This is a genomic window from Bacillus sp. FSL E2-8900 (assembly GCF_037966225.1).
GTDB classification, from domain to species: Bacteria; Bacillota; Bacilli; order Bacillales; family Bacillaceae_G; genus Bacillus_A; species Bacillus_A cereus.
On sequence record NZ_CP150193.1, the window covers coordinates 4,449,626 to 4,465,730 of the forward strand.

A 16,105-nucleotide genomic window follows, 5' to 3' on the forward strand; every position below is an offset into this window, starting at 1 on the left:
CTAGCACTCGTTTTTTTCTCTTCTAATCTAGCTATGTCGTTGAATCATTTCTTGTATTTCTTTAACTCTCTCTAAAGTAATTCCATTTCTTTGTTCGATTGCTAAAGGATGCTCGGTTGGCTCTAATTCAACATACGGTGCCGTTCCAACTTCTCTTATATGTACATTTGTTTTTAAATTTAATGTTTCTGGATAAAATGGTATTTCTACAGATAACCAACCAAAATAAGGATCACTATTTTCTCGGCCTCTCTCATCCCACTTTTCTAATACTTCATCATAACTTTCTTTACTAAGTGATACCCAAACAGTCCATATGAAATTTTCGTGGTAGTCAATGATAGGAATCTCTAAACATCCTCTAATAAAATAATGTTCATCATCCATTACACAAAGATCCGATGTTAAATGGATGCGTCCCTCTCTTTCATGGGGCGCTACCTCGTAATAATAATATGGCGCTTCACTTCCGTAGCATAGAGGTAGTGCAAAACGATGCATTTGTACTTTTTCTCCGGATTTTCTTCTTCTTTTCATTTGTTATTCTTTCTCCTATCCTTTTCAGTCACAATCAAACTCTACCCAATTTCTCCAATGCGTATTAGCATTTTCATTCACAATAACACTTGGATCTTTCTTCTCTATTGCAGAGGCTACTGATTGGAAGAATTCATTTTCACTTACTTTTTCGTCTTCAACATGTTTCCATTCTTCCGTTTCATACGCTACTTTCCAGTCGCCTTCTAAACCGAACTCTTCTAAAATTTCTCCTTTATCCCACCACAATAATTTTTGAGCTTCCTCATTAGTAGCAAGCATACGCATGAAGTATGTTGGATAATGCTCTGTCGTTTGTACTTCTATTCCATTATTTATATAATCTTCTTCTGTAAATTCATATTCAAAATGATGCTCGCGAATTTTTAAACTGCCGTTATAAATATTCGGTATAAATTCACCTTCATCATCAAACAACTCATAATCGCCATTATTTAATTGTAAAATGCAATCATCACCCATTGAATGAGTAATTCTATCGCCATATACTTGAATATCATTACATACACCTAATGAACCTACACCAACAATTTGAAACACCATTAGCCAATCCTTAGTATCTTTAAAGAAAAGAGAGAATTTCACTTGTGAAATATCAATATATTCATTATCAAAGGCAGGAAATTCATACTTACTTTGCTTTTTATCTAATAGTTTTAAAATATCTTTTTGCATATGTAGCATCTTCACCCCGATATAAACAAAAATATTTTTTTAATTTCACTAGAGTATAACATAACCATACTTACCTGTGACATTCTAATAACACTACTAAAAAATAGAAGAATGGCTTGTTTGCATACTCTAGTTCTTTTTATGTACAATGAAGGAAAGAAGCACCTTCATATAAGGGAGAGGACAAACTTTGTTCAACCAACAGTTAGTTAATTTACGCATTGATTTTGCATTTAAACAATTGTTTGGTACGAATGGTAGCGAAGATATTCTAATTGCATTTTTAAATGCTATGTTACAAGAGTCTTTAGAGTCGCCCATTGCTTCTCTACAACTAGAAGATCCACATTTACACAGGGAATATGAAGAGGATAAGTTATCTATTTTAGACATTTCAGCGACATTAGACACAGGAACAAAAGTTAATGTAGAAATACAACTCAATAATAATCACGATATGGTTAAACGCAGTTTATATTATTGGGGAAGACTATACACATCTCAACTACAAAAAGGGATGCCCTACAGTGCACTTCACAAAACCATCACCATAAACTTACTAAACTTCGTAATGTTTTCGGAACACCCAGCCTTCCATACAACGAGCATATTATGGAATACACAACAACAAAAACTCCTGAGTGACGACATTGAAATCCACATTATAGAAATTCCAAAGTTAACTGAACAATGGCATGAAGAAAAAGTAAATCCGTGGAAAGATCCATTTGTTCGTTGGCTTTTATTGCTTTCAGCAAATGAGGATGAGCACTTAACTAAACTATTGGAGGATATTGCTATGAACCAAGACCCTATTTTACAAAAAGCAATAAATAAATGGGAACGTATGAGTCAGGATTCTTCTTTCCGACAAGCCTATGACGCAAGGGAGAAAGTTTTAATGGATGAAGCAGCAAAATTCGCCCATGCAGAGACAGAAGGAATAAAAAGAGGAATGGAACAAGGAATTAAAAAAGGGCTTGAAAAAGGCATTGAAAAAGGGCTTGAAAAAGGCATTGAAAAAGGGCTTGAAAAAGGCATTCAACAGGGGAAAATTCAAATGATTAAAAATATGTATGATCTTGGTATACCACTTGAAACGATTGCTAAGGCAAGTAAATTAAGTTTGCATGAGATTGAGCATATTTTAGGACATAAATAGTGATAAAAAAAGAGCTTGAATAGTTTCAAGCTCTTTTTTTATCAAATTTCCTCAATACTATCCAATTGAGTCTTATAACACTCATCACACTCTGACCTAGTAGGAAGAATCCCTCTTTCATCAGGTAATAAAACCCTCAAAACTTCTCGATCCATCTCTACGAAAGACTTCATAATAATGGGATATCCTTCAATAATATCCGTATACTCAATCCCTTGTTCAAACTTTTTTCCGCTCTTTATCTCTTCTATTATGGTACAAAAAACACTATGCGCGACTTCAGGATCCATATTTAATGCTATTTGTAAATCTTGATGATTAAAGTTATCTCTTAGACCATGCGTATGATAATTAGCATGGATGCCATCAATATCTTCTGCTAATATGCTATGCATGTACCATCCATACTCTTGTAGCATATTTTCTTCCCATTCATCTGTATCCTCTTCTAAATCTTCATCAAACAAATTCGGATCATACCACACGTCCTCGTAATCTCCAGCAATTAAAAATCTCCAACCAGGTGGTAACCCTAAATACTTCTTTATTTCAGGTGCCCATTCATCAATATGTTGAACATGTAAAGGAAGAAAGAAATCTTCTTCTGTCCCCATTTCTTCACCAGCCCAAATGTACCAACCTGTCGTTCCGTTTTCTATAGGCATTCGTAACCCATTAATCGGAACAATACCATCTTTCACATTTTGCGCTATTCCTAATTTCAAGTCATTCGGAGATTCTACATACTCCGCTTTATATTTATCACATATACTCCTCTGTTCTTTTATGTATTTTTCCATCCTTTTAGCACACTCCCCAATTTTTGAAAGATAGATTTCTTTGCCGAAGCACTCTCTAACTTCCATACCCCACACGGATTATAAAATGGATCCTCTTGTTCATAACGATTATCTATATAATGAGATAAGAGATACACTGGAGCATCTTCTGTGAAACTAATTGTATCTCCATCTTTCAAATTAGGTTTTTCCAATATATTATGTAGGTTAAAATCATTCAATAAATCTACAGCTACTTCCGGATCTATCCCTCCGTCTAAAACAACGTCTGGTAGATTAAATGCTTGCATTCCACATGAATAATAACCGTCCTCTTCATCTCCAACTAAAGTTACAAGGTGCGAATACATCGGGAAGATTTCCTTATCCTCTGCAAGCTCTTGCCATTCTTCTTTCGAATAAGCCACACCTGCTGTTTCAACTTTTAAAGCAAGTCCACCTGCATTTAAAAGTTCCATTCCTACATCAATTACTTCTTGTAATCTCTCTGTATCGTCAACTTTTGCAATAACATACACTGTATAAGTATGCTTCTCCAACTCCTGAAGCAATTCTTCATTAAAACGCTCACCACCTGCATAGAAGAAAGCCTCTCTCAAAGAAGGGTCTTGTTCATATATATCAATTTCAAAGCCAATCTCTTTCTCCTTATGGTGCATCACATTTCCCGCTAATATATAGTTACTTTTACTCACAACTTCTTGTATTAATTCTGTTCTATCTTTCCATAAACCAGGTACTCCAATAACGATTTGTGTCTCCATCATATGCACTCCACTTCTCATCTATTTTCAATCTATTCTTTCAATCTTCCAAACTAAATTAGCTGGGATATCTTTCTCTAAAAAGGTTAACATCCATACAGTTTTTCCTTTATCGTTCATCAGTAGCACTTTATGATTTAACTTCCAAGCCACTTCACTAACATGATGAAACATCTTATACATATCTTCTTCTCTAATAAGCTTTTCCTTTTTGATTAACCGCCTCGTTCTATACTCTCTTATTTCTAAGTACACGTCAGCATAAGCCACTTCATGCTGACATGTTATATTACATACGTATTTTTTATTCGGACTACTCTTTTTTATATATACGAACTCGTTTCTATAATTCAATTCTAGTATCTTATTCTTCACTTTTTCTAACTCTTCTATATCCCAATCATATTTCACAGCTAAACGCTTCATTTCCGCATGAACGATTTGAAGGGCTAATTCTTTTTTCTCTCTATCTGATAAATATGGAAAATCCCTCACACTCCCATATTCCACAAAAGCATTCATATATTCAGGGAAAATTCGATATTTCTTCTCCCACTCATCGAGTAATGAAATATCATCCACACAATGAATCAAAATACCTTTCTCATACTCCATTCTTAACTTTGGCATATGTCGACAATATAAAGAAGTAATACAGCTCGTCTCTTTACCAAAAGAGATATCTTCATCGTAGTTGCTTGTAGATGCTAACTGTAATGTCTCAGTGCTTCTAGTATGCTCTTTTACTTTTAGAAAACTCAATTGTATATCTCTTATAACTGGCATTTGCTCTCTCCTCTTCGCAATACAACTATGAAACATCTTTGTTAATACGCCTTAATCAATTTCAAGCCATCCCATTCCCATAGAAAGAAATAACAGCCCGATTACAAAAAAGAGACCCCCAGTTAAAAAATAGAACGGTGCTCCGTGCAATGGATCACTAAATAACTCTATCAAATTTCCAGCTACTACTTTCCATTTCTCTTTCTTTGAATTTTTTTCTTTTATTTCTTTAACAAATCGATAGATACTTATACTAATCAAAATAATTCCTATTAATAGGCATCCTACTATGATTAAAATCTCCAAATATAACACTCCATGTGTACATTTATATTTATTTTCGTTTACATACTATTGTTATTCATAATCCATTTTAGCTAATAAACAAACGAAAGAGAACTAGGTGGATTAATGTTTACTTAAAAATAAAAAGTCCGAAACTATATAAAGTGATTTCGGACTTTTTATTTTTAAAATATTAAATTACATTTCGAACAAAAAGGAGCTGAATTTCCTCTTCTAATTTTTGTATCACATTTTGGACAATATACATATCGTTCCTCTACCTTTTGTCGTTCTATCATGTGTAAAGATACTATTTTCATACTGCACATAATTCCAATTAAGATAAGGCTAAAAATGAGTAGCACAACGCTCTTCCTCCCTTAACTACTTACCTATATTTTACCATTAAATAAAGATAATTTTATACTTATAATCCTATCTTGTCCTTCATACTGGAAGAAACTTTTTTTACTTCTATTTACTCATCAGTGTGATTCTTTTTTTGTCTATATAAATAAAGAATACCTGTAACAATAAAAACAATCACGCCAAAATACAAGCCATACTCTATCGCAACTGCTACAATACTTTCAATATGTTGTCCAAATAAAGAACCTAGCACAAAGTAAACGAGTGTCCAAAGAAATCCTGTCGTATAAGAATACAAAGCATACGTCTTAAATGACATGTTATTCATTCCAACTACATACGGTACAACATGTCTTACAACTGGTATGAAGTAACTTGTAACTAATGCATAATGACCATACTTCTCTACCATCTCTTGCGATTTCACAACATACTTTGCTTTTTTCTTTTTCATTAGCTTATCAAGTACTTTTGTACCAAATATTTTCCCTAATATATAGCCTAAAGAAAGTCCGGACACAACGCCTAAATACGTTAATAAAAACGCAGGAATAACATTTAATATACCTAATGAAGATACAAAGCCTCCGCTCATAACAATCATTTCATCTGGAATTGGCATACCGATAATACCTAACCATAAACAGAAAAATAATGCCCAATAACCGTACTGCTCAATATAGGATAATAATTCATGTAATTCCATTATGCATACGCTCTCCTTAGCTCTTTTTTACAGCTAAAGACGTACGCTGGTGGGAAATTGAGCCACACTTTCTCTAGCGTAATTTCAGGAAAGAAGTGCTGTATAAATCCTTTTTTCACAAGTGAATATTGAAATGTAATAAATTCACCATTCTCATGTATCGCTTCCATTACATTGTTTAAAATACGTTTTGAAACTTCTTCTGGTAAAGAAGTAAAAGGTAATCCCGATAAAACGTAATCCACGCATTCTATATGGAACTCTTCCATATACTTCTTTATATTTTCAGCTGAACCGTGCACAACAATGACGTTCTGCTCATCTTTAAATTTTCTCTTTAGCTCTTTGCAAAACACTTCATTAATTTCAATAAGAAGAAATATTGTTTCCTTCTTTTTTCTCTTCATAATCTCTTTCGTAAAGACCCCTGTACCAGGCCCTAACTCTACAATACATTTCGCTTTATTAAAATCAATTACATCGACCATTTTCTTTGCTAATATTTTTGAACTTGGCGCAATTGCACCAGTATGTTTCGGATGTTTCATAAATTCATGTAAGAATGTTATGAGTTGCATATAAACCTCTCCTCATTCGTTCGGTAGTTTTTAACTTGTGTCTAAGTATAACTATCGTTTCTTAATAAAAATTGAGGAAGTTTCTTAAGATTTTATGAAGAATAAAAAAACAGCTATCGCCTGTAGCGATAGCTGCCCCTTATTACTTCGCACTCACGATCTTATAATAAGAACGAACAGTTAAGAAGTAATATCCAATATAAATAGCGCCGTATACTCCGATACTAATTAGAAGCGGAATCATAATTTCAAATGGTAGTATGTTCCCTAAACCTTTTAATGCAAACAAGCTGTGCAGGATTCCGATTACTAACGGGATTGCAAAGATAAAGCTTACTTGTTTTGCAATAGCTTTTTTCATTTCTTGTTTTGTGACCCCTATTTTGTGAAGTACAACATAACGCTCACGATCAGCATTTGCTTCTGTTAATTGTTTAAAGTAAATGATAGAACCTGTTGCTAGTAAGAATACAAGCCCTAAGAACATTCCAATAAACATCATTAATCCTGTTCCTTCAAGCCCCATATGGAAACCAGTGTAGAAATCTCTAAATGATAACACCATTTCTGATTCACCAGCTGGCATCACTTTTGTTAATTTTTCCGTTAACACTTTACTGTTTTTCTCATCTTTCACATCAATATTTTTTACAATACGTGTTCCAAATGCTTGTTTCGCTTGTTCATACATTTCATCTGAAACGACAACAACTAATTCACCTAAATTTGTAATCGCAACGTCATTTGCACCTTGGATTTTTAATTGCTTCGTTTCGTTCCCAATTTGGAATACTGCTTTGTTTCCTTTATATTGTGGACTAAACTCATGTCCTTCAATATACGAACTATCATATATAAATGCTTCATCAGCAGCTACATTCACTGTTTCTGCGTCGATTTTCTTAGCAAGCTTATTAAATTCAGATTGAGACATAAATTGATATTTCTCTGAGATACTGTAGTTCATATTAAAGATGAAATCAACTTTATCTCCTTCAAACTTCCCTTTTACAGGAACTGTCTCAATTTCAAATTGATCTTTAATCGGATGATCTTTCTTCTCTTCTGCAAAAATCGCATTTACTTTCTTATCAAGCGCTGCATCTTTTTTCTCATAAGAATAGCTATATGGTGCAACTGCTTTTGATTGCGTAAATGTGTTGTAATACATCGTAACAGACGTACCAACCGCTGTTAATGTTACCGCACTTAAAATAGAAATTGTCGCAAGTGATTTTGCATTTCCTTTAATACGATATAGTAGCTGCGACGTCGTTACCATATTCATACCGTTATAAAACGATGATTTATTATTTCTTGCACGTTTCAATACGAATACTGTAAAGAACATAAATAGTAAGTACGTACCTAATACTGTCGCCAATAAAATATAAAGTGCAACTGCCATAAAGTCTGCATATTTAACTGCTTTCATGAACATTAATGCTAAAAAATAACCTGAACCGATTAAGATAACTGAAATTAATGCCATAATAACTGATCCTTTTGGCATTGCTTCTCCTTCACGTTCGGCGCGGAAAAGTTCAATTAGCTTAAATCGATAAATTAAACGATATCCTTGAAGTGATGTATATAAAATAATCACAAAGAAAATAAGTGCTGTATCAATAATGGCAGCCATCGGTACTTCAAAATGAACATTTAAGTTTAATCCCATCATGCTTACTAGCAGTTCAAGGAATAATTTTGAAAGGACACTACCAATCGCAATACCGATAATTAAAGACATTAATCCCATTAACATATTTTCATAAAAGAGCATTTTACCAATTTGTCTTTTACGGATACCTAATAACGAATATAAGCCAACTTCTTTTTTACGTTTACGTGTAAAGAAACCGTTCGAATATATAATAAACACTGCTACGAAAATGATAAGCATGACACTTGAAACTTGGAACGCTCCGCTAATTTTTTTTGAAGCTTCTGCAGCTTTTTCCATTTGTGAATTGTATTGCAATGCTTTAAATGTAAAATAAATAACGATACTAAAAATCATAGATGCAAAATATACAAAGTAGTCTTTAAAGTTCCGCTGTATGTTGCGGAGGGCAATGCTAGATAAGGTCATCAGCCATACCCCCAGAAATAGAAGACATTACATCAACAATTTTTTGGAAGAACTGTTTACGCGTCGATTCACCGCGGTGCAATTCTTTATATAGTTCACCATCTTTAATGAAAATAACTCGTTTACAATAACTTGCTGCAAATGCATCATGCGTTACCATTAAAATTGTTGAGTTATCATATTCATTTAATGACTTCATACTTTCAAGTAAATCTGTTGCAGATTTAGAATCAAGTGCTCCAGTTGGCTCGTCTCCGAAAATCATACTTGGATTCGTAACAATTGCACGCGATGCTGCACAGCGCTGCTTCTGCCCACCAGATACTTGATATGGGAACTGACTTAAAATATGATCAATACCGAATTTCTTTGAGATTTCAAGAACGCGGCGATCAATCTCACTCGCTTTCACCTTTGATAACGCAAGTGGTAAAGCGATATTCTCTTTCACCGTTAACGTATCTAATAAGTTATAATCTTGGAAAATGAAACCTAAATGATCGCGGCGGAATAACGCTAACTTATCATCATTCATCTTTACAATATCTTTTCCATCAATTAAAATTTCACCGTTCGTCGCATTATCAATTGTAGAAAGAACATTTAGTAAAGTCGTCTTACCAGAACCAGAAGGTCCCATAATTCCAACGAACTCACCTTCTTTTACTTGTAAGTTAATACCTTTTAACGCTGCAAATTTATTCCCACCCGTGTCGTACACTTTTTCAATATTTTTTGCTTCTAACACTGTTTTCATCTCGACATCCCTCATTTCTTCTATTCTCTATTTTCAACTATATACACTCTCTACTCTTGCCACTATCGATGTTTCTTACACAAACATGACAGTTATGTAAGACGCATAAGTAAAGATATAAAAATTTAACCTACTGAACAAAAGTACTTTGTTACTATAACATTGGGATATCATACCATCCATTCATTCTCCTTACAGGAACATTACAATTTTGTAAGGTTAAAAATGTCCCCTACAAAGTTGTGCACGAAATGTCGGATGGAGCTATTTCGTTCCTGCTATTCTATGTACAGAGGAGGTCATAATATGGATTCACTTAAAAATATGAATACTGCAATGCGCTATATTGAAAACAACCTAACAAATGAAATTAATTTTAAAGAAGTTGCGAAGTTAGCTTACTGCTCGGAATATCATTTCAAAAGAATGTTCTCTTTCCTAGCTGGCATATCACTATCAGAATATATTCGTTGTAGACGTCTTACTCTCGCTGCCTTTGAACTAAAAAATAGCGATGCAAAAGTCATTGATGTCGCTATAAAATATGGCTACAACTCACCAGATTCATTCGCCCGTGCATTTCAAAACTTGCACGGTATAACACCTTCAGAGGCCCGAAATAGTAGCCATTCTTTGAAGGCTTATTCACCAATGACCTTCCAATTATCCATTCAAGGAGGAAATGAAATGAACTATCGAATTGAAGAAAAAGAGCCATTTCGAATTATAGGTATTACAAAACGAGTACCAATCGTTTTTAACGGTGTAAATGAAGAAATTGCTTCTATGTGGAAAAGTTTAAACCCAGATTCTATTCAAACATTAAAGTCCCTTTCAAACATTGAACCTACTGGAATCATTAGTGCTTCTACTAACTTTTCTGAAGGAAGAATGGAGGAAAAGGGGGAACTCGATCACTACATTGGAGTAGCCACAACGAAAGATTGCCCAGAGCAATTCGCGCAACTTGAAGTTGCTGCTTCAACATGGGCTATATTCGAAGCTGTCGGACCATTTCCTGATGCATTACAAAATGTATGGGGACGTATTTATTCTGAATGGTTCCCTTCTTCGAACTATGAACTAGCGGAAGGACCGGAGATATTGTGGAATGAAAGTAAAGACGTATCCTCTCCGAATTTCAGAAGCGAAATATGGGTACCTGTTTTAAAAAAGTAATATAAGAGGCTAACCTTTTCAAAATAAAGAAGCTGCTCTCCCTTTTTAAAGGAAGAGCAGCTTCTTTATTTTATACTTCTTCTTGACTCGTTCTTATACAAGAAAATAGTAATAATCGTAAGCACTGTAATAACTGCAAAAGTAAATACTCTGTAGTTCGAGATAGTAGCAGTACCAATTAACAAGGCAGGTATAACCGCCACAATTAAGCCACCAAACATACCAACAAACGATCCTATACTTTGTTTTACTACTTGAGTTTCTGATACCCAATCATAATAACCAAATCGATTATTAATGAAAATCCCCCATACTGCTGAAAATAATGAATATGTTATCGGTGTTATTACGATGAAAAGAGAGCTCCAAACATCTAGCTTTAACCCGATTATCAGTAATACAGCACTAATAAGTGATGCAGGTATACTCAATGAAAGATTCATAAGAATTTTACTATCATAAATCATCTTTGGCGCTATAGGCAATGATTTAATAATCCATACATTTTTTCCTTCTAAAGACAATGAAACACATGTTGTACATGTCATCGAAATCGCTGCTGCAATAGCAAATGGAGCAATCTTTTGCAACAGGGGCTCAATTCCAGGATACGCTATTAATTGGCTTGGTCCTACTACAACTATAGCTAGCGAGAAAGCTAGCGCCATCACGACTCCCATTCCACTATTTATGACATACACTGTAGAAGAGAAGAAACGTTTCAGCTCTTTTTTATACAATGCGACCAATACACTCTCTTTTTTCATGCTATTAATCTCATAATTTGAAAGCATATGATAAGTGGTGATCCCTGTGTTTATTTGCTTATATTTTAACGAAAGTATTTTTACAAAAAGATAATACCAAATCACTGATATCCCCACGAATAAGATGAAAGCTACCATATCAGCATTAACAATTGCTTTTTGAAACATGTTAGCTAATGGATACACTTTAGTTAATTGCTCGGAAACAATTGCACCAATTCCGTTCATATCATTAAGGCTATATTGAGCATTTCCGTTTTTTAGCATAAAGGAACCGAATGTAATAATTACTATAAAACTTAAAATCGTAGTTATTTTATTCGTATTTTTAAATTTAGAAGCGATTGCCGTAATCGAAGCTCCAAAGATTGCTGCGATTGTTGTTGGGATTAAAGATGCGATAAACATACTGATGAACCACATAAAGTAAAAAGAAACTGATGGATTTTCATGTATGCAATACACAACTCCCATTGGTAGCATGATTATGATTGAAAAGATTGTATTCAGCAAGTATAAATACAAAAACCTACTTGCAATAACAGTACTTACGCGAATCGGCAATGACATTAAAAAGTCGTAATCCTTAAAAGCAAAAATTTCTCCATTTGCCTTAAATATAGTGAAAAACAACGTTAATATACTGCTAATAACTAGTGCATAGACGGGAATAATTTCACTAATTCCTATTTTTATCAATCCATATGCTGAAGCTCCGCAATATAACATTAACATGACACCAACTAGAGCAATAGATACTGTCAGCAAAATCTTATTCTGCTTCTTTCTCTTATCTTTTTCGTATTTAAAGGTGTTTAAACCGAGCTGCGTTATCAACCGAATTTTCAAAAGACCTAAACTATTAGTATTCATTAGCAAGCTCCTTCATAAAGAGCTCTTCCAATGAGCCTTCCTTTATTAAAGAATTTACTTCTCCTGAAAGTGCTAATTTCCCTCTATTAATCATCGCTACTTTATTACATAACTTCTCAGCTACATCTAAAACGTGCGTAGAAAAGAAAATCGCACTTCCTTTTTCACAAAGCTCTTTCATAATACCTTTCAATACTACGGCTGCCTTTGGATCAAGACCAACGAAAGGTTCATCTAAAACTAATAATTTCGGTTTATGTAAAACCGCCGATATAATCGCTACTTTTTGTTTCATACCGTGTGAATAAGAAGATATTAAATCCCCTAAGTACGGTGTAATCTCAAAAGCATCCCCATACTTCTGTATCTGTTCTTCCCGATCCCTCGCAGGCACTTTAAACACATCCGCAACAAAGTTCAAATATTGAATTCCTGTTAATTGCTCATATAAATCTGGATTATCAGGAATATACGCCATTACTCTCTTACATGCAATCGGATCCTTTTTTACTGAATGTCCATCAACAAAAATTTCACCCTCTTCAAAATCTATAACTCCTACTAACGACTTAATTGTTGTACTTTTCCCCGCACCGTTATGTCCAATAAATCCAAAGATATCCCCTGCTTTAACAGTAATATTCAAATGATCAACTGCTTTCTTACCGTCTTTATATGTCTTGCTAAAATTTATAATTTCTAACATGTAAATCCCCCCAAATCACCTTTTCGATTGAATTTTCAGACCTTAAAACGAAAAATTTACTCAGTGAGCTTTTCATTATTCCCACTGAGTATTAAAATCTCTTAACACATAGAAACTATAAATATAAAATTTGACTAATATAGCTCACATTTGTATTTCTTTTTTATACAAAACGTAAGAATATAAATTCGTTATAATGACAGCAACTACTATAATCCCAAGCATCATATAAGTTCTCCAATCAGCCGGAGCGAAAACACTTATAATCATAATAATTCCTAACGCCACAAATACTTTTCCGCTAAACCGATGTGTTTTCCGCCATACTTCTTCATTACTTAACGTCCATGGATTACGCATCCCAACAAAAAAGTTTGGCTTACACTGTGGTAAATAATTACCCATTACTAAAAATAAAACACCAACTAATAATTCCGGCACGCGATTAATGAATAAATTGTATCCTAATCCACTTGTAATAATATCTATATTCCCTACAAATAGTAGCAGTAGTATCCCGTTATTCATCATCATAAAAGCTTTAGAAAACTTCTCGTAGTTCGCTTTCTTTGGATCAATCTTTGGTAACACGTTTAGAAAAATATATAAAACAATCATAATTCCAACCATAGAAAGCATTCCATACGATTTAGAAGAATATCCATCTACTTTACCGCCGCTCCAATGCGTTGCAATTGTATCCGGTAAATGTGGCCAAGCAAACGCCCAAGCTAAACAAGTTATAACAATTAATAAGATTGCAAAAAGATGCTTTTTCATTTCCCCTCTTCCCCCTTATTCGTAAATGTAAACACCCAAGTCAATAAATCTTGAAAGACCGTTGTGTTTAAAGAGTACATAACGAATTGCCCTTTCTTTTCATCTTGAATAAGTTCAGCATTTTTAAGTGCATTTAAGTGGTGTGAAATACTTGGTTTTGTCATATTGAAATGTTCAGCAATCTCACCAGCGGTTAGATCGCCTTCTTTTAATAAGTCTAAAATTTTTCGCCTTGTTGGATCTGCTAATGCTTTGAATGCTTGATTCAATGTCTTTCTTCCTTTCGATAATTAGACATTTAGATATTTATCTAAATATTAAACCGATTACCGTTATTTGTCAATTTCATCCAGCGCCCTTTTTACTTTTCTCACTTTTAACCTATACTGTTTACTAGCTTATCTTTCAACATAATGAAAAGACTTGAAACACATGATACACTATAGCTACAATTGTTTTTTTTGAGGAGGAATATACATATGTATAAAATTTTAATCGTTGAAGACGATCCAAATATTTCATCATTACTGCAATCTCACATTCAGAAGTACGGTTATGAGGCTGTGGTAGCGGAGAATTTCGATGATATTATGGAATCGTTTAACGCAGTGAAACCCCATCTTGTTTTACTTGATGTAAACTTACCGAAATTCGATGGTTTCTACTGGTGCCGTCAAATTCGTCATGAATCTACTTGTCCAATTATTTTCATTTCAGCGCGTGCTGGTGAGATGGAACAAATTATGGCAATTGAAAGCGGTGCGGATGATTACATTACAAAACCATTCCACTACGACGTTGTAATGGCGAAAATCAAAGGACAATTACGCCGTATTTACGGTGATTATGCACCAAATATTTCGGAACGTATCGTTGAAGTAGAAGGATTAAAACTATTCCCTGAACGTCCAGAAATTCACTTCGGATCTGAACAAGTTCTTTTAACGAAGAAAGAGGCAATTTTAGCAGAAATGTTATTATCTAAATTTCCTCGTACAGCGAGCCGTGAAGATTTATTAGCTGCGCTTTGGGATGACGAAAGCTTCGTTGAGGAAAATACATTAAACGTAAACATTACACGTCTTCGTAAAAAGTTTAATGAGCTTGGCATTGAGAACTCTATTGAAACAGTACGTGGACTTGGATATCGCTTTAACGCAACTTGGAGTGAATAAGCATGAAGCTATTTTTACGTGATCATTTTGCATTTTTCCTACTGTACGTTTTAAACTTCGGTATCATTTTCGTTCTTTATGATGCAGTAGATGGATTTCAAAACAATAAATTTTACTTCGTCGTTTTAAGTTTATATTTATTTATTTGTTTCCTCGCTTACCGTTACGTTCGCAATCGTAGAATGTACCATAGATTAAGTGAGCAACCAGAAAAAATGGAAGATGCGTTTATTGAAAGAGCGACTGCTCCGATGCCTCACGGTGTCAATGAACTCGTGCGTACGCAGTACCGCCTCTTCCAAAAAGAACTACAATCGTATGAAGTAAAACAACAAGAACATCAACTATTCATTAACCATTGGGTACATCAAATGAAGACACCTGTTTCTGTTATGCAGCTTATGGTGCTAGAAATGGAAGACGAGCATTTAATTCCAAAGTTTAAAAAAGAATTAGAGCGTCTAAACCAAGGGCTTGATATGGCTTTATACATGGCTAGGTTAAATAACTTCCATGAAGATTTCCATGTCGAGACGATTTCATTAAAAGATACGGTAACAAAAAATATTAATGGATTAAAAGAACTATTCATTCGTAATGGTGTCTTCCCTGTTTTAGAAGTCCATTCTGATTTAAAAGTTGCTTCTGATGCGAAATGGCTAAAATTTATCATCTATCAATTAATGACAAACGCTGTTCGTTACTCCGGTGAGCGCGGAAAGAAAGTTTTCTTATCTGCTTACCGAAACGGAAAAGATATTATTTTAGAAGTTCGTGATGAAGGTGTTGGTATTCCACAAGAAGATATTCGAAGAGTATTTGAACCGTTTTACACTGGGAAAAACGGTCGCGCCTTCGGAGAATCTACTGGTATGGGACTTTATATTGTAAGTAAAATTTGTGATTATTTAGGTCACTCTGTCAAACTAGATTCTGAAGTTGGTAAAGGAACGACCATTAAAATCATCTTCCACAATGCTGCAAATAATCAAGCAGAACATACGGAGAAGGTGACCGAAGTATGATCGTAACATATGCAAGCAAAATGTATGAGAACTCACTCTCATACATTTTTTGCAATACAACTACTTCT

Annotated in this window: 19 protein-coding genes; 4 read left to right on the forward strand and 15 right to left on the reverse strand. The window is 34.2% G+C overall.

The annotated features are described in order from the left end of the window. Positions 1 to 27: 27 nt before the first annotated feature. Positions 28 to 537 carry a DUF2199 domain-containing protein gene (locus NST90_RS22845; protein WP_025709997.1) on the reverse strand — a complete coding sequence of 170 codons (510 nt, stop codon included), beginning with the start codon at positions 535 to 537 and terminating at the stop codon, positions 28 to 30. Between the two features lie 24 nt (positions 538 to 561). Next, positions 562 to 1,233 (reverse strand): hypothetical protein, encoded by a 672-nt coding sequence (locus NST90_RS22850; RefSeq protein ID WP_025709996.1) that lies wholly within the window; start codon positions 1,231 to 1,233, stop codon positions 562 to 564. Between the two features lie 190 nt (positions 1,234 to 1,423). On the opposite strand from NST90_RS22850, the gene NST90_RS22855 reads away from it, so the two are divergent. Further along, positions 1,424 to 2,395 carry an Rpn family recombination-promoting nuclease/putative transposase gene (locus NST90_RS22855; RefSeq protein WP_046393046.1) on the forward strand — a complete coding sequence of 324 codons (972 nt, stop codon included), beginning with the start codon at positions 1,424 to 1,426 and terminating at the stop codon, positions 2,393 to 2,395. A 41-nt stretch (positions 2,396 to 2,436) separates the two neighbouring features. Here the strand turns inward: NST90_RS22855 and NST90_RS22860 are convergent, their stop codons facing one another. The 9 genes from NST90_RS22860 to NST90_RS22900 all read right to left on the reverse strand — a co-directional run bounded on the left by NST90_RS22860 (position 2,437) and on the right by NST90_RS22900 (position 9,532). After that, a complete protein-coding gene (locus NST90_RS22860; RefSeq protein ID WP_000417366.1) occupies positions 2,437 to 3,195 on the reverse strand; it encodes a DUF4262 domain-containing protein in 759 nt (252 codons plus the stop codon). Next, positions 3,180 to 3,959, reverse strand: coding sequence for a DUF4261 domain-containing protein (locus tag NST90_RS22865; protein ID WP_033695229.1), 780 nt, complete (start codon positions 3,957 to 3,959; stop codon positions 3,180 to 3,182). The genes NST90_RS22860 and NST90_RS22865 overlap by 16 nt, the downstream gene beginning before the upstream one ends. Positions 3,960 to 3,986: 27 nt before the next feature. Next, positions 3,987 to 4,745: a hypothetical protein gene (locus tag NST90_RS22870; protein WP_001144129.1), complete on the reverse strand. Its 759-nt coding sequence runs from the start codon at positions 4,743 to 4,745 to the stop codon at positions 3,987 to 3,989. A gap of 51 nt (positions 4,746 to 4,796) precedes the next feature. Next, positions 4,797 to 5,051: a hypothetical protein gene (locus NST90_RS22875; RefSeq protein WP_000404319.1), complete on the reverse strand. Its 255-nt coding sequence runs from the start codon at positions 5,049 to 5,051 to the stop codon at positions 4,797 to 4,799. A gap of 164 nt (positions 5,052 to 5,215) precedes the next feature. Continuing rightward, entirely contained in the window at positions 5,216 to 5,395 is a 180-nt protein-coding gene (locus tag NST90_RS22880; protein WP_001986677.1) for a hypothetical protein, read from the reverse strand. Positions 5,396 to 5,508: 113 nt separating this feature from the next. Continuing rightward, positions 5,509 to 6,105, reverse strand: a complete 597-nt coding sequence (locus NST90_RS22885; RefSeq protein WP_283748105.1) for a DedA family protein — start codon at positions 6,103 to 6,105, stop codon at positions 5,509 to 5,511. Beyond that, positions 6,105 to 6,683 carry an rRNA adenine N-6-methyltransferase family protein gene (locus NST90_RS22890; protein WP_001176087.1) on the reverse strand — a complete coding sequence of 193 codons (579 nt, stop codon included), beginning with the start codon at positions 6,681 to 6,683 and terminating at the stop codon, positions 6,105 to 6,107. Before NST90_RS22890 ends, NST90_RS22885 begins: the two co-directional genes overlap by 1 nt. A 142-nt stretch (positions 6,684 to 6,825) precedes the next feature. Beyond that, positions 6,826 to 8,775, reverse strand: coding sequence for an ABC transporter permease (locus NST90_RS22895; RefSeq protein WP_000176132.1), 1,950 nt, complete (start codon positions 8,773 to 8,775; stop codon positions 6,826 to 6,828). Then, positions 8,762 to 9,532, reverse strand: coding sequence for an ABC transporter ATP-binding protein (locus NST90_RS22900; RefSeq protein WP_000859655.1), 771 nt, complete (start codon positions 9,530 to 9,532; stop codon positions 8,762 to 8,764). The genes NST90_RS22895 and NST90_RS22900 overlap by 14 nt, the downstream gene beginning before the upstream one ends. A 306-nt stretch (positions 9,533 to 9,838) precedes the next feature. On the opposite strand from NST90_RS22900, the gene NST90_RS22905 reads away from it, so the two are divergent. Continuing rightward, a complete protein-coding gene (locus NST90_RS22905; protein ID WP_046393048.1) occupies positions 9,839 to 10,711 on the forward strand; it encodes an AraC family transcriptional regulator in 873 nt (290 codons plus the stop codon). 65 nt (positions 10,712 to 10,776) lie between these two features. On the opposite strand, the gene NST90_RS22910 is transcribed toward NST90_RS22905, so the two are convergent. From NST90_RS22910 to NST90_RS22925, 4 genes are all read right to left on the reverse strand, one after another. Then, positions 10,777 to 12,351, reverse strand: coding sequence for a hypothetical protein (locus NST90_RS22910; RefSeq protein ID WP_044584939.1), 1,575 nt, complete (start codon positions 12,349 to 12,351; stop codon positions 10,777 to 10,779). Then, positions 12,341 to 13,057 carry an ABC transporter ATP-binding protein gene (locus NST90_RS22915; protein WP_000889756.1) on the reverse strand — a complete coding sequence of 239 codons (717 nt, stop codon included), beginning with the start codon at positions 13,055 to 13,057 and terminating at the stop codon, positions 12,341 to 12,343. Before NST90_RS22915 ends, NST90_RS22910 begins: the two co-directional genes overlap by 11 nt. Positions 13,058 to 13,201: 144 nt before the next feature. Continuing rightward, on the reverse strand, positions 13,202 to 13,837 hold the full coding sequence (locus NST90_RS22920; RefSeq protein ID WP_046393049.1) for an SdpI family protein: 636 nt from the start codon (positions 13,835 to 13,837) through the stop codon (positions 13,202 to 13,204). Continuing rightward, positions 13,834 to 14,106 carry an autorepressor SdpR family transcription factor gene (locus tag NST90_RS22925; RefSeq protein WP_001070523.1) on the reverse strand — a complete coding sequence of 91 codons (273 nt, stop codon included), beginning with the start codon at positions 14,104 to 14,106 and terminating at the stop codon, positions 13,834 to 13,836. The genes NST90_RS22920 and NST90_RS22925 overlap by 4 nt, the downstream gene beginning before the upstream one ends. A gap of 210 nt (positions 14,107 to 14,316) precedes the next feature. Here NST90_RS22925 and NST90_RS22930 point away from each other — a divergent pair, with 210 nt between their 5' ends. After that, the gene (locus NST90_RS22930) at positions 14,317 to 15,012 is read left to right on the forward strand and encodes a response regulator transcription factor (protein WP_000276738.1); all 696 of its coding nucleotides are present in this window, start codon (positions 14,317 to 14,319) and stop codon (positions 15,010 to 15,012) included. 2 nt (positions 15,013 to 15,014) lie between these two features. Beyond that, positions 15,015 to 16,037 carry a sensor histidine kinase gene (locus tag NST90_RS22935; RefSeq protein ID WP_000765342.1) on the forward strand — a complete coding sequence of 341 codons (1,023 nt, stop codon included), beginning with the start codon at positions 15,015 to 15,017 and terminating at the stop codon, positions 16,035 to 16,037. Positions 16,038 to 16,105 lie beyond the last annotated feature (68 nt).